Annotated in this window: 10 protein-coding genes; 4 read left to right on the forward strand and 6 right to left on the reverse strand. The window is 61.6% G+C overall.

All coding sequences use genetic code 11. The features are described from left to right. Positions 1 to 520 precede the first annotated feature (520 nt). Complete coding sequence (locus INT40_RS21335; RefSeq protein WP_193095831.1) at positions 521 to 811, forward strand: phospholipase A2; 291 nt, start codon at positions 521 to 523, stop codon at positions 809 to 811. A 23-nt stretch (positions 812 to 834) separates the two neighbouring features. Continuing rightward, positions 835 to 1,074, forward strand: a complete 240-nt coding sequence (locus tag INT40_RS07415; RefSeq protein ID WP_096157658.1) for a hypothetical protein — start codon at positions 835 to 837, stop codon at positions 1,072 to 1,074. Positions 1,075 to 1,209: 135 nt separating this feature from the next. Here the strand turns inward: INT40_RS07415 and INT40_RS07420 are convergent, their stop codons facing one another. The 4 genes from INT40_RS07420 to INT40_RS07435 all read right to left on the reverse strand — a co-directional run bounded on the left by INT40_RS07420 (position 1,210) and on the right by INT40_RS07435 (position 7,026). After that, positions 1,210 to 2,967 carry a dipeptide ABC transporter ATP-binding protein gene (locus INT40_RS07420; RefSeq protein WP_193095832.1) on the reverse strand — a complete coding sequence of 586 codons (1,758 nt, stop codon included), beginning with the start codon at positions 2,965 to 2,967 and terminating at the stop codon, positions 1,210 to 1,212. Continuing rightward, positions 2,967 to 4,055 (reverse strand): ABC transporter permease, encoded by a 1,089-nt coding sequence (locus tag INT40_RS07425; RefSeq protein ID WP_226830932.1) that lies wholly within the window; start codon positions 4,053 to 4,055, stop codon positions 2,967 to 2,969. The genes INT40_RS07420 and INT40_RS07425 overlap by 1 nt, the downstream gene beginning before the upstream one ends. Beyond that, positions 4,055 to 5,146 (reverse strand): ABC transporter permease, encoded by a 1,092-nt coding sequence (locus INT40_RS07430; RefSeq protein ID WP_096157660.1) that lies wholly within the window; start codon positions 5,144 to 5,146, stop codon positions 4,055 to 4,057. Before INT40_RS07430 ends, INT40_RS07425 begins: the two co-directional genes overlap by 1 nt. A gap of 248 nt (positions 5,147 to 5,394) precedes the next feature. Continuing rightward, a complete protein-coding gene (locus INT40_RS07435) occupies positions 5,395 to 7,026 on the reverse strand; it encodes an ABC transporter substrate-binding protein (RefSeq protein WP_096157661.1) in 1,632 nt (543 codons plus the stop codon). A gap of 349 nt (positions 7,027 to 7,375) precedes the next feature. Between INT40_RS07435 and INT40_RS07440 the strand changes: the two genes are divergently transcribed. Next, positions 7,376 to 8,914, forward strand: a complete 1,539-nt coding sequence (locus tag INT40_RS07440; RefSeq protein ID WP_193095833.1) for an alanine/glycine:cation symporter family protein — start codon at positions 7,376 to 7,378, stop codon at positions 8,912 to 8,914. A 151-nt stretch (positions 8,915 to 9,065) separates the two neighbouring features. Here the strand turns inward: INT40_RS07440 and fbaA are convergent, their stop codons facing one another. Together fbaA and INT40_RS07450 are read right to left on the reverse strand one after the other, a co-directional pair. Then, the gene (fbaA, locus tag INT40_RS07445; RefSeq protein WP_009881791.1) at positions 9,066 to 10,088 is read right to left on the reverse strand and encodes a class II fructose-bisphosphate aldolase; all 1,023 of its coding nucleotides are present in this window, start codon (positions 10,086 to 10,088) and stop codon (positions 9,066 to 9,068) included. A gap of 208 nt (positions 10,089 to 10,296) precedes the next feature. Next, entirely contained in the window at positions 10,297 to 12,177 is a 1,881-nt protein-coding gene (locus INT40_RS07450; RefSeq protein ID WP_413463554.1) for a BCCT family transporter, read from the reverse strand. A 234-nt stretch (positions 12,178 to 12,411) separates the two neighbouring features. On the opposite strand from INT40_RS07450, the gene INT40_RS07455 reads away from it, so the two are divergent. Next, entirely contained in the window at positions 12,412 to 13,731 is a 1,320-nt protein-coding gene (locus INT40_RS07455) for an MFS transporter (protein WP_096159948.1), read from the forward strand. The last annotated feature ends 370 nt before the right edge of the window (positions 13,732 to 14,101 follow it).

Genomic DNA, 14,101 nt, shown 5'->3' on the forward strand with positions numbered 1-14,101 from the left:
TACCCGAAGGTGCTAATTACGCGCGGCGCCGCGCGTAATTAGCACCTTCGGGTATCTTTAGACCCTCCCCCGACTCAGCCGACGGAGGTGCGCAGACTGCGGGCGAGGTCGCAGCGCTTGGCCTGCTCGGTCAAAAGTATTTTTATTACAACCACCCATGTAACCATAGATCTGTACATCTAGGCTCCTTGAGCGATGCACCTCACAGTGCACCAACGAAGAAGGAGAAACACAAAGCTATTACGCATCCACCAGGCAATCCATTACGGCTTGCCTGTTCCTTGCACTTGGCGATAATTGCCACGGTTCAACCATCACAAGCAGTCGCAGCGTCAGCGCAGCATTCATATACTCACAACGGCTGGACTGCCACATGGAGCCAGTCAGATTATAACGATCTTCAAATTAACAAGACTCCAGGAAAGGCTCCCTCAAAGACTGACGCAGAAGACGCAGAAATAGGTAACTGGTCATTGACACCTGGGTCAACACATACGGAGACCCAGGCAAATCAACTGCAATGGGGACTCCAAATGGTTGCACAAAGGTCCCAGACGGCTATGGTGCCGCAAACTTCAAACCTGCATGCGACAAACCTGATATTTGCTATGGGTCGTCGACTGACAGAATCAGCTGCGACAAGAAGCTTCGGTCCAACTTGAAGGCTGCATGCAAAGCAGGATACCCCACCCTAACGCTGCCGACGGTCGCCGATGAATACAACAAGTGCATAGCTATGTCGACCGTCTACTACGACGGTGTAAGAAAGTTCGGAAAGAAACATTACGCAGGATCAGGCAACCCGGCATAATCGACGAGCGCGGAAGGACAGATATGACAAAACTGACTTGGATCGGCGGGCTCGTGATTACCGCGTTCGGCCTTGCCATTTGGGCTCTGGGGTGGTTCCTTAACACTTATACGGGCGAGCCTGGCGACGCCGACATCGGAGCTGGAATTCTCTCCCTCGCTGGTTTGCCAATAGCCATCGTGGGAGTCATTCTGGTTGTCGTGGGCGCGACCGTTGCGGGAGTCAACCGGATCCGTAAACGCAAAGCACAAGACGCAGCCTGAAGTCCAGAATGAGTTCTTCCTGCCAGGCTCCGCAAACACCCCCTCACAACTAACTGACGGCGGCCCACGCTACCTCGCGCGAGGTAGCGTGGGCCGCCCGTCAGTTAGTTGTGGCCCGACACGGTACCGCGTGGCTCAGCCGACGGAGCTGCGCAGGCTGCGTGCCAGTTCGCGGCGCTTGGCCTGCTCGTCCGGGTCGGGCACCGGCAGTGAAGCGATGAGTCGCTTCGTGTAGTCGTTGCTCGGCGAGCCGAGAACTTGTTCGCCCGTCCCCTCTTCCAGCAGCTCACCGTGGAAGAGCACCCCAATGCGATCGGAGAGCATGTCGACGACGGCCAGGTCGTGGCTGATGAACAGGGCCGCAAAGTCGAATCTGTTCTGCAGCTCGACGAACAGCTCAAGCACCTTGGCCTGCACCGACACGTCGAGGGCTGAGGTCGGCTCATCGGCGACGAGCAGCTCCGGATCGAGTGCCAAACCGCGGGCCAGGGATGCTCTCTGACGCTGACCGCCCGAGAGTTCATGCGGGTACCGGGCACCGTAGGCGCTGGGCAGCTGCACCGAATCGAGCAGTTCGCGCACTCGCTGCTCACGGTCCCTGGGTGACATGTCCCGCTGGTGGATGGCGAAGGGCTCCGCCACACACTCACCGACCGTCAAGTGCGGGTTGAATGAGGCCGCAGGGTCCTGGAACACGAACCCGATTCGGCGCCTGACCGGAGAGAAGGCGCGTTCCTTGAATCCGACCATCTCGTGCCCGAGCACTTGGAGGCTGCCTCCGCTGGCCCTGGTCAGGCCTGCGATGGCACGCCCGATCGTGGTCTTGCCCGATCCGGATTCGCCGACCAGTCCGTAGACCTCGCCGGCCTTGATATCGAAGCTCACCGAGGACACCGCCTGGAAGTCCGACCGTCCGAATCCTCCCGGATAGACGATGTCGAGGTTGCGAGCAACGACGATGGAATCGCGTTCGTCCCGAGGCTTGCCGGGGTCCACATCAGCGCCTGCGGATTCGCCGGTGGATTCGCCTGCGCGATCCTGCTTCGCCGAGGCGGCAGCGGCCTTTCGGCTGCCTGCAACCGTCGAACCCAATCGGGGGACGGCACCGAGGAGGTCGCGTGTGTACTGCTCCTTCGGGTCACTGAAGAGCTGTTTGACCGAGGACACTTCGACGAGGTCTCCGCGGTACATCACGGCCACCCGGTCGGCCAGGTCGGCGACGACGCCCATGTTGTGGGTGATGAGCACGATCGCTGTTCCCGTCTGATCGCGCAGATCCCGCAACAGGTCGAGGATCTCGGCCTGAACAGTGACGTCGAGGGCGGTCGTCGGCTCATCGGCGACGATGAGCTCGGCGCCGAGGGCGAGCGCCATGGCGATGACGATGCGTTGCTTCTGCCCGCCGGAGAACTGATGCGGAAAGTAGTCGAAGCGGTTCTGCGCATCGGGAATCCCGACCTGTTCCATCGCGGCGATGACCTTGGCTTTGAGCTCGGCCTTGCTGGCACGCTTGTGGTGGGCGCGCAGACCCTCCGCAATCTGCCATCCCACTGTGTAGACGGGGTTGAGCGCCGTCGACGGCTCCTGGAACACCATCGACACATCGGTTCCACGCATCTTGCGCAGCTGCTCTCCGGAGACGGTGAGCACGTCCTTGCCGGAGACGATCACCGCGCCCGATCGCTGCGCGGTTTCGGGCAGGAGACCGAGGATGCTGCGCGCGGTCACGGTCTTGCCGGAACCGGATTCGCCCACGATCGCGAGCACCTCCCCCGGGGTGACCGAAAGGGTCACGTTCTTCACCGCGTGGACGTCGCCGCCGTCAGTGGAGAAGGTGACGTTGAGGCCCTCGACGTCGAGGATGTTCTTCGCTGTGTTCACGTTCTCACTCATCACTTGGCCTCCACACCTGTGGTCGCGCCAGCACTCGCGGATTCCTTCGCGGGCTTGGCAGTCTTCGTCTTCGCTTTGCGACGGACCCGCAGCCGCGGATCGTTGAGGTCATTCATCGATTCGCCGACCAGGGTGATGCCCAGAACGGTGAGTACGATTGCCAGGCCGGGGAAGACCGAGGTCCACCACACACCGCTGGTCACATCCGGCAGTGCCTTGTTGAGGTCGTAGCCCCATTCCGACGCCGAGGTGGGTTCGATTCCGAAGCCCAGGAACCCCAGTCCGGCCAGAGTCAGAATCGCTTCGGAGGAGTTGAGAGTGAAGATCAGCGGCAGTGTGCGGGTGGCGTTGCGGAAGATGTGCTTCGAAATGATCCGGGTCTTCGAGGCGCCGAGCACGATCGCCGATTCGACGAAGGGCTCTGCCTTGAGTCGCAGGGTCTCCGCGCGAACGACGCGGAAGTACTGCGGGATGAAGACCACGGTGATCGAGAACGCGGCTGCGGCGATGCCGCCCCAGGCACTGGATTGGCCACCGGAGATCGCAATCGACATGACGAGGGCGAGCAGCAGAGTCGGGAAGGCGTAGACCGCATCGGCGATGACGACGAGGATCCGGTCGAGCCAGCCGCCGAGGTAGCCCGAGACGAGTCCCAGGATGACACCGGCGAAGAGTGACATGACCACGGCCACGATGATGACGGCGACCGCGGTCTGGGCTCCCCAGACCACACGGGAGAAGACGTCGTAGCCGCCGACGGTGGTGCCCCAGATGTGCGAGCCGCCAGGTGGCAGCTTCGACCCGAAGTTCCCGTCGGCGGTGCCGAGCTGGTTGAACCCGTAGGGGGCGATGAGCGGGGCGAAGATCGCGCTGATGAGGACGATGCCACACAGGATGAGACCCGTGATGAGCATCCCGCGCTGCAGGCCGACGGACTGCCGCAGGTGGGAGACGATCGGCAGACGGGAGAACCAGGATTTCTTGGCTCTGTCGTCGAACGCGATGGCGGGGACGCCGGAGCCCGGGACCGCCTCGGCGAAGATCTCGTTATTGTCTGGAGCCTGTGATGTGTTGTCTTCAGTGGACATCAGTACCTCACTCGGGGGTCGATGAAGGCTGCGATGACGTCGACGAGGAAGTTGGTCAGCGCCACGATGATGGCGAGGAAGACCACAATTCCTTGGACGGCCACGAAGTCACGAGCGGTGAGATACTCGGCGAGCTTGAAACCGAGCCCCTTCCACTCGAACGTCGTCTCCGTGAGCACGGCACCGGCGAGCATGAGGGCGATCTGCATGCCCATGACCGTGATGATCGGGATCAGCGCGGGACGGTAGGCGTGCTTAGTGACCAGGCGGTATTCGGAGATTCCGCGCGATCGGCCCGAATCGATGTACTGCTGGCCCAGGGTGCCGATGAGGTTCGTGCGCACGAGCCGGAGGAAGACGCCGGCGGTGAGCACGCCGAGGGCTATCGCGGGCAGAACCGCGTGGGCGAGCACGTCTCCGAGAACTTCGAAGTTGCCGATGCGGATCGCATCGATGATGTAGAACCGGGTGGGCCCGACCACGCCCGACATGATGTATTCGGTCTGGGTCGTGCCGCGTCCTGCGACGGGCAGGATGGGCAGGAAGACGCCGAAGATCAGTTTGAGGATCATGCCGGCGAAGAACACGGGGGTGGCGTAGCCGAGGATCGCGAGGATGCGCAGTGCGGCATCCGGCGCCTTGTCCCGGTGGTAGGCGGCGAGCATTCCGAGTGGGATTCCGAGGATGAACGCGACGATGAGGGCGTAGAAGACGAGCTCGACGGTCGCGGTTCCGTAGTTGAGGAGGATAGACGACACGGGCTGGCCGTCGGAGACCGCGGTGCCGAAGTCGCCCTTGAGCAGATTGCCCATGTATTCGAAGTACTGGACGAGGATCGGCCGGTCGTAGCCGGCGGCGTGGATACGCTCGGCCAGCTGGGACTGGGTCAGGCGCCCGCCCAGGGATGCGGTGATCGGGTCACCGGTGATCCGCATGAGGAAGAAGACCAGAGTGGTGAGGATGAAGATGGTCGGAATGATGAGGAGGAATCGGATGACGACGTAGCGTCCCAATCCGCCCCCCGAGGGCTTCTTCACCGCGACCGAGGTCTCGGCGGCTTCTGCCCCTGGTTCGCTGATGGCTGCAGACATGTGTTCCTTCATTGCTGGCGTCGAAGCTCGATGATCTCGAGTGTCGACGTGGTTCTCGTTCGATGCCACAGAGCGCGGGCACGATGGGGTGCGGGTGCGGGCAGACTGAGAGGCCTGCGCGAACGCACCACGAGGTGCAGGTGGGCCGGGCGGCTCACCTGCACCTCGTACCGACGATCAGTTCGGTGATCGTCGGGGCAGAGCCCTGCGCACTCTCACGTCGATGGCGACGTGCGTGGTTCGCGCTCTCATTTGCTCAGCAGCGCCAACCGGAACTGGAACGCCGGGTCAAGGGTGTCGTCGACGCCCTTGACATCCTTGCCTGACACCGCGATCTGGTTGCCCTGAAGCAGCGGCAGGGACGGCAGCTCATCGGCCAACTGACCCTGGATCTTCTTCAGCGCTTCCGCCCGCTTGCCCTTGTCGTCGATGGAGGACTGAGCATTCAGTTCCTTGTTCATCGTCTTGTCACGGTAGTGGTTCGCCAGGAAGCTGGGCGTCTCGTCGGTGTCGTAGAAGAACGGCACCAGGTAGTTGTCGGCATCCGAGTAATCGGGGAACCACCCCAGCTGGTACATCGGGTAGACGTCATCGGTGCGGTCCTTGTTGTACTGCACCCATTCGGTTGACTGCAGCTTGACCTTGAACAGCCCCGTCTTGTCCAGCTGATCCTTGACCAGAGCGTATTCGTCGCCCGAGGAAGGACCGTAGTGGTCGGGGTTGTACTGCAGGTTGAGCGTGACCGGGGTCTTGACGCCGGCGTCCTTGAGAGCCTTCTTGGCCTTGTCGACGTCGGCACCGCCCTGACCGTCTCCGTACTCCGACTTCAACGGTTCATCGGCTCCCGGCAGTCCGTCGGGAACGTGCGAATAAAGAGGAGTGAAGGTGTCCTTGTACACCTGGGAGGCAATGGCCTGACGATCGACCGAGTCTGCCATGGCCTGACGCACGGCCAAGGACTTCTTCTTATCTGCGTCATCGGTCTTGGCACCGAAGGGCATCGTGTCCATGTTGAAGACGATGTAGCGGATCTCGCCGCCAGGGCCCTTGTGGACCTTGAGGTCCTCGTTCTTGCCGAGGTCTTCGACATCGGTGGCCGAGAGCGAACGCCAGGCCACGTCGATCGTGTTTTCCTGGACGTCGAGCTTCATGTTGTTGGCGTCCGAGTAGTACTTCATCTGCACGGTGTCGGTCTTCGCAGGCTCGAGGTAGCCCGCGTAGTCCTTGTACGCCTTGTAGGTGATCAGTTCGTTGAACTTGAAGCCGTCGATCGTGTACGGACCGGCAAAGGCCTTGCCGTCGACGATGTCCTGGTTCTCGGTGATCTTGTCCGGTTCGAATACGTCCTCATCGACGATCGGCCCCACGGCGCTGGCCAGCACGCCTGGCCAGGTCTGGTCATTCTTGCGCTTGAGGTTGAAGATGACCGTGGAGTCATCCGGGGTCTCCACTGATTTCAGGCCGCCGAGGAGGGACGACGGTCCGTTCGGATCCTGGATCTTCAGCTGTCGATCGAATGAGAACTTCACATCCGAGGAGGTGAGTTCGTTTCCGTTGGCGAACTTCAGTCCGTCCTTGAGCTTGACCTCATACTTCGTCGGCTCGCTGAAGTCCGCCGATTCTGCGATGGAGGGGTTGAGCTCCGCGGTTCCCGGCTTGTACGCCAGGATGAACGGGTAGACCTGCTGCTCGACGAGCGAGCTTCCGTTGTCATAGGCACCGGCCGGGTCGAGAGCAACAACCTTGTCTGTGGTGCCCACTGTGAGGGAACCACCGCCCTCTTTGCCGTCTTTGTCGGTGGCCGAGGTAGAGCATGCCGAGAGTAGCAAAGCGCCGGCAGCGGCGATGGCCACTGCCTTTGCACCAGTTCGACGTTTCATTGTGTTCCTTGTCATCCAAAGTGCTCTCCGTGTCGTCTTTGCTCGAAGAGATCCGCACCACATCCTACGGCGACCGTCCCAAATAGTGAACCGAATACTATGATTCGGCCCACTCTGTCATCACTTTGAAACATGTCGATGGCTCCACCGAAGACGGAGACCGGCCTGATTTCTCGGGCTGTGACTACGAGATTTGCGTCGCGGGTCACAATCCGTTTGACTTATGAGGTCGGTCACAGCGAAATCCCATGCTCCCTTCCGTGATCGCCCATGCAAATGCTTGGTCCGGCTCCCTGCTGGATTCCGCTCACTGTTCGATTCCATTGTTTGCCTCCCTGATTGGAGAAGCATGTCCGCAGTCCTCGACTGGCTCAACAACATCATTTGGTCATCTGCCCTCGTCTACCTGTGCCTCGGTGCCGGTGTCTACTTCACCATCCGCTCTCGCGCAGTCCAGATCCGACAGATCAAAGCGATCTTCACCCAGATGTTCCGCGGCAAGAGCTCCGATGAAGGAGTCTCCTCGTTCCAGGCCCTATCGATATCGCTGGCCGGTCGAGTCGGAGTCGGCAACATCGCCGGCGTTGCCACCGCCATCGGCTTCGGCGGACCAGGTGCCATCGTGTGGATGTGGATCTCCGCGCTCCTCGGCGCCTCGACCTCCTACGTCGAATCAACTCTTGGCCAGGTGTTCAAGGAGCAGGACCCCAAGACCGGTGAATACCGCGGTGGACCGGCCTACTACATTGAGAAGGCCTACCGCCACACCAAGGCCAAGGGCCTGTTCAAGGTCTACGGCATGGTCTTCGCAGCAGTCACCGTCATGGCGATGAGCTTCATGCTCCCGGGCATCCAGTCCAACGCCATCTCCGGCGCCGTTGAGAACGCCTGGGGAACTCCGACCTGGATCACTGCGCTCATCCTCGCCATCATCATGGGCTTTATCGTCATCGGCGGCGTCAAGCGCATCGCGCACTTCGCTTCGCTGGCAGTGCCCTTCATGGCCGTCATCTATATCATTGCCGCGATCGCCGTGACCCTGATCAACGCCGACCAGATCATCCCGGTCTTCCAGCTCGTCTTCACCTCAGCCTTCGGCATCGACGCAGGACCAGAGGCTGCCTTCGGCGGAATCATCGGCATGGCCGTCCAGTGGGGTGTCCAGCGCGGTATCTACTCAAACGAAGCCGGTCAGGGCACCGGACCTCACGCGGCCGCCGCCGCCGAGGTCTCGCACCCGTCGAAGCAGGGTCTCGTCCAGGCCGGGTCGGTCTACATCGACACCCTGTTCGTGTGCTCGGCAACTGCGTTCATGATCCTCTCCACCGGCATGTACAAGGTGTTCGGCGAAGACGGCACCACCATCATCGGCACGGGGCGCGGTCAGATGGTCGAAGAGATCGCCGCGACTCCGGGCGAGAAGTGGCCGCAGGCCGGTCTCGACACGATGATCTCCGGTTTCGGCGCCAGCTTCATCGCGATCTCGATCTTCCTCTTCGCCCTGACGACCATCGTCGCCTACTACTACATGGCCGAGACCAACTTGGTCTACCTGCTGGGTCGGATCAAGAACCCCCTGGCGCTGACCATCGGCAAGCGCGTTCTGCAGGTACTCATCCTCGTCGCAGTCGCCGTCGGTGCGATGTCGGCCTCCGGCAGTGCCTGGGCACTCGGCGACATCGGTGTGGGTCTCATGGCATGGCTCAACATCATCGCGATCCTCATCCTGCAGGGTCCTGCGTTCAAGCTCCTTCGGGACTTCGAACGTCAGAGGAAACAGGGGCTGGATCCGGTGTTCGATCCCAAGGCGCTCAACATCAGGAACGCTGACTTCTGGGATACGCGCATCGCCAAGGTGGCGGCGGGAGAGAAAGTCTCGGAAGGCTGATCACCGCTGCCAGGCACAACTGAGTAGACACAATTGAATAGACGAGAGGTCCGGGACAATGGCGTCCCGGACCTCTCGTCGTACCGCGCGGTTGTTGCGCCGCACCGCCGCAGCTACTCCAAAGTTGCGACAGGGCTGCGGCGCGTGCTGCCTATTTCAGGCTGGTTCCTGCGGAGCCGAGGTTCTGGCATGCCTCGACGATGCGATCGGCCATGCCGGCTTCGGCTGCCTTGCCGTAGGCACGCGGGTCGTAGATCTTCTTGTTCCCGACTTCGCCGTCGATCTTGAGTACGCCGTCGTAGTTGCGGAACATGTGCTCGACGACGGGACGGGTGAAGGCGTACTGGGTGTCGGTGTCGATGTTCATCTTCACGACTCCATGACGAACCGCCTCGGCGATCTCTTCTGCGCTCGAACCCGAGCCGCCGTGGAAGACGAGGTCGAAGGGCTTGTCCTTGCCCACCTGCGCGCCGACATCGGTCTGGATCTCACCGAGCAGCTCGGGACGCAGCTTCACATTGCCCGGCTTGTAGACGCCGTGGACGTTTCCGAAGGTCAGAGCCGTGAGGTAGCGGCCCTTCTCGCCGGAGCCCAGAGCCTTGACGGTGGCCAGGCCGTCGGCAACCGTGGTGTAGAGCTTGTCGTTGATCTCGTTCTCAACGCCATCCTCTTCGCCGCCGACGACGCCGACCTCGATCTCGAGGATCGAGTGGGCGGCCGCCGAGAGCTCGAGCAGCTCCTCGGCGAGGACGAGGTTCTCAGCGAGGGGAACAGCCGAACCGTCCCACATGTGCGACTGGAAGTAGGGTTCGCCGCCGTTCTTCACACGTTCGGTCGACAGAGCCAGCAGCGGCTTGACCCACTCTTCGACCTCCTTCTTCGGGGCATGGTCGGTGTGCAGGGCGATGTTGACGTCGTAGCTCTTGGCCACCTCGGCGGCGAAGACGGAGAACGCGATGGCTCCGCGCACTCGGTCCTTGATCGTCGGGCCGGAGATGTACTCGGCGCCACCGGTCGAGATCTGGACGATGCCGTCGGATCCGGCCTCTGCGAAGCCGCGGATGGCGGCGTTGATCGTCTGCGAAGAGGTGCAGTTGATCGCGGGGTAGGCGAAGCCCTCAGACTTCGCCCGGTTGATCATCTCGGAATACACTTCGGGGCTTGCAATGGGCATATGGGCTCCTTGGTCGGTGGATTCGGTGCGCTTTCGGTTGCTCCCAGACTACTCGGTCTCCGGCAGGCGACAGAAGCGGTCCCCGCCGTGTACAGGGAATTCTCGCTTCTCCGCGAACATGCGGCCTGCACGAGCACAGACAGCAGAGGCGACCAGGATCAATCACCTGGTCGCCTCTGCTGCTTCGTTGGATTCTGCCGCACGATCCCTATCGGGAGCCCTTGGGCTTCCTCTCCTCCTTGGGTGCCCTATTCAGCACACCCTTGGTCCGTGACAGCCGATAGTCGATGCGTGCATCGACCTTGTCGCCGAGGTATTCGTCGAAGTCATCGGCAATGTGTTCACCGACCTCGTGGAAACGCTGACCGGTCTCGATCTCCCGAGCCCTGGTTGCCTCGATCTGGAACGCTCGCACCATCGAGATCGCTATGAAAATCAGGATGATGCTGAACGGCAGCGCCGTCGCCAGAGAGGCGGCCTGCAGAGCACCGAGACCGCCTGCCAGGAGCAGTCCGATCGCCAGAGCTCCCTCGAGCGCCGCCCACAGAACACGCGACCACACCGGAGGATTCGGATGTCCGCCCGACGCCAGCATGTCGACGACCAGCGAGCCGGAGTCCGAGGAGGTGATGAAGAAGATCGCCACGAGGATGATGGCAATCACAGAGAGAATGCTGCCCATCGGCAGGGAGCCGAGCACGTCGAAGAGCACCTTCTCCGCCACGACTCCGTCTTCCGGATCAACCAGTCCGCCCTCACCGAAGAGCTGTCGGTAGATTCCCGTGCCGCCGAGTGCAGCGAACCAGATGAATCCGACCACTGTCGGCACCAAGAGGACGCCGGCGATGAACTCCCGGACCGTGCGACCCCGCGAGATGCGGGCGATGAACACTCCGACGAACGGGGCCCAGGAGATCCACCAGCCCCAGTAGAAGATTGTCCAGCTTGATGCCCATGTTGCGCCCTCTTCGCCGGTGTAGGCACCAACGTCGAAGGTCATGTTGAAGAAGTTCGCGAGGTAGACGCCAAGTGATTCGACGAGGTTCTGGAACAGGAACAGGGTGGGGCCGAGCAGCAGCACGGCGATGAGCAGAAGGCCCGCCATCGACAGGTTGATGTTCGACAGCCATTTGATTCCTGCACCCACGCCCGAGATCACGGACAGGGTGGCCAGGAATGTGATGACGACGATGAGGATGACGAGGAACATATTGTCGACCTTGTCGACCAGCCCGATCGCTTGGAGCCCGGACGAGATCTGCTGCACGCCGAGCCCCAGGGAGGTTGCAATGCCGAAGACAGTGCCGAAGATGGCGAGGATGTCGACGACATCGCCCATCCATCCCTTGACGCGGTGACCGAGCAGCGGTTCCAGCGCCCAGCGGATCGAAACAGGACGTCCACGGCGGTGGATCGCGTAGGCCAGCGCCAAGCCGATCACGGCGTAGATTGCCCAGGGATGCAGTCCCCAGTGCATGAAGGTCTGCGCCATACCCAGTTTGGAGATGTCTGCTTCGCTGCCGTCCCAGCCAGGCTTGGGGCCGGAGGTGGCATAAGTCAGTGGTTCACCCACACCGTAGAAGACCAGGCCGATGCCCATACCAGCGGCGAAGAGCATGGCGAACCAGGAGAAGACTCCGAATTCGGGCTTCTCCCCGTCACGGCCGAGCGTGATCTTCCCGAACTTCGAGAATCCGATCACGATGGAGAAGATGACGAATCCACCGACGACGAGCATGTAGTACCAACCGAGGTCGGCCACGATCCAATCGTTGATGCCTGTCAGGACCTTGCTGGTGCCATCGGGCAGAAAGATCGCGAGCAGCGCCACACCCAGAATGGCGATCAGGGAAGGCCAGAAGACGGCCGGAGCGACCATCCCTTTGCCGATGCGCACACCTTGAGCACGCAGTTTGGCGGTGATCTCTGCGTCGCTGTCGTCATCGGTGATTGAAACATCGCGCGGCAGATGCAGCCTGATCGGTTCGGGGTCTTCGATGAGCATATGTGGGCGGCGGGCATCATCTACCGGCGCCGAGGCGGTCGTTTCCTCCGCCCTGCCGTTCCCGTTCTCGTCGGAGGTAGTCATAGGGCCTTTCGATTCAAGTGGACGTACAAGTGGACATAATCGTCTACCCACTCTGCCGCACCACATCGGCACTATCAAGTAATTCGCTGAGAACTTATCGGAGAACTCACTGCATAGGCAATCGAGGAGCCCACTTAGTCGTGCGCGGCTGACCCGTTCAGCGTCGGCTGGCGCGGCTGGCGCAGGCGAAGTCAACTGCGGGGGGCACCGACGATAATTCAGTACAGTGGCGTCATGGAGACGAATCCGAGGCCGGCTGCTGGGTCACGTTCGAAAATACTCGGCTGGGCCCTCTGGGATTGGGGCTCGGCGTCCTTCAATGCCGTCATCATCACCTTCGTCTTCGCCCCCTATCTGACGAAGAGCGTGGCGGCCACCGAGGAGGCGGGCTCGTCGGCACTCGGCTGGTCGACAGCCGCAGCCGGGCTCATCATCGCTCTCGTGGCGCCGGCTGCAGGCACCCGGGCCGACGCCGGCGGACGACACAAACTGTGGCTCGGCGTCCACACCGGAATCGTCATCCTCACGATGTTCGGCCTCTTCTTCGTCCGCGACTCCCCCGAGTATCTGTGGCTGGGTCTCCTCCTCATCGCCATGGGCAGTGTGTTCTTCGAGTTCGCCGAGGTGTCCTACAACGGCATCATGGTTCGCATCACCCAAGCTGACAACGTCGGGAAGGTCTCCGGCTTCGGCTGGGGCATGGGCTACGCCGGCGGACTCGTCCTTCTCGTCATCCTCCTCGTACTCGTCATCCAGCCCGAGGTCGGGCTCTTCGGTGCTGGCGATGAGGGTGGAATGAGATTCCGCGTCGTCGCCGCCCTCTCCGCGGTCTGGTTCGCAATCTTCGCCCTGCCGGTGCTGTTCACAGCACCGAGCGCCAAGGCCGCCAATCCCGCGAAGGGGCATCCGGTCAAGGCGTTCATCGCCGATTATGCCGCGCTCGTCCGCCGCCTGGTACGGATGTGGAAGGAGGAGCATCAGACGCTGCGGTTCTTCATCGCCTCGGCAGTGTTCCGTGATGGTCTGGCCGCGATCTTCGCCTTCGCAGGAGTCCTCGCGGCAGGCAGCTACGGCTTCTCCGCCTCGGAGATCATCATCTTGGGTGTAGCCGCCAATGTCGCCGCCGGCGCAGGAGCGATGATCGCCGGAGTCTTCGATGACAAGCTCGGACCCAAGCCCGTCATCATCGCCGGGCTCATCATCATCCTCATCGGCGGACTGCCGATCCTCTTCAGCGATACCGCAGCCGTGTTCTGGGTCTGTGCTCTCGTGCTCAGCTTCTGCGTCGGCCCGGTGCAAGCCTCGAGCCGATCATTCCTGGCCAGGATCACTCCGCCCGAACGAGCCGGAGAGAACTTCGGCCTCTACGCCACGACTGGTCGGGCCGTGAGCTTCCTGGGCCCGGCCATGTTCGCGGTCTCGATCTCGATCTTCGGCTTCCAGCGGGCCGGAACCCTGGGCATTCTCATCGTGCTGTTCATCGGCCTGCTCCTCATCATCCCAGTCAGGCCCGATGCCCCACGGAAGGCGATGCAAGCGCAGGCCGAGAGCTGAGGCGACGAGGAGCTGAGGTACGGGACTCCCCCTCCCAAAAGGGGCCAACGGTTGGTAAGTTCTCCTCGATCCAAGAACGAACTTCGATGAGAACTTACCAACCGTTGACGCATCGAGTGCGGTGCCAGCCGCGGCCAATGGGTTTGGCGTCAGGCGCGGGCCAGCAGCTCGTCGATCTGGTTGATCGCGCCGGTCCTTCCGATACTAGAACTGCTTCATTACTGGTCCTAGATCCAGCACATTACTGTTAAGAAAACGTAACATTCGCAGTGACCGAATATCACGAAATGGTAATACTTCAGACATATTGCGCCTTAACAGTGCAGATACCAGGCAAAACGCACCACCGGGAGGGCCTTTGTCAGGCTGC

This window comes from Brevibacterium sp. FME17 (assembly GCF_014897515.1).
Lineage (GTDB): Bacteria > Actinomycetota > Actinomycetes > Actinomycetales > Brevibacteriaceae > Brevibacterium.

Bases quoted from the DNA above. Each gene is read 5' to 3' on its own strand.
- INT40_RS21335 (WP_193095831.1), top strand. From the start codon at position 521: ATGGGGACTCCAAATGGTTGCACAAAGGTCCCAGACGGCTATGGTGCC.
- INT40_RS07440 (WP_193095833.1), top strand. From the start codon at position 7,376: ATGTCCGCAGTCCTCGACTGGCTCAACAACATCATTTGGTCATCTGCC.
- INT40_RS07455 (WP_096159948.1), top strand. From the start codon at position 12,412: ATGGAGACGAATCCGAGGCCGGCTGCTGGGTCACGTTCGAAAATACTC.
- INT40_RS07420 (WP_193095832.1), bottom strand. From the start codon at position 2,967: ATGAGTGAGAACGTGAACACAGCGAAGAACATCCTCGACGTCGAGGGC.
- INT40_RS07450 (WP_413463554.1), bottom strand. From the start codon at position 12,177: ATGACTACCTCCGACGAGAACGGGAACGGCAGGGCGGAGGAAACGACC.
- INT40_RS07430 (WP_096157660.1), bottom strand. From the start codon at position 5,146: ATGTCTGCAGCCATCAGCGAACCAGGGGCAGAAGCCGCCGAGACCTCG.
- INT40_RS07415 (WP_096157658.1), top strand. From the start codon at position 835: ATGACAAAACTGACTTGGATCGGCGGGCTCGTGATTACCGCGTTCGGC.
- INT40_RS07435 (WP_096157661.1), bottom strand. From the start codon at position 7,026: ATGAAACGTCGAACTGGTGCAAAGGCAGTGGCCATCGCCGCTGCCGGC.
- fbaA (WP_009881791.1), bottom strand. From the start codon at position 10,088: ATGCCCATTGCAAGCCCCGAAGTGTATTCCGAGATGATCAACCGGGCG.
- INT40_RS07425 (WP_226830932.1), bottom strand. From the start codon at position 4,055: ATGTCCACTGAAGACAACACATCACAGGCTCCAGACAATAACGAGATC.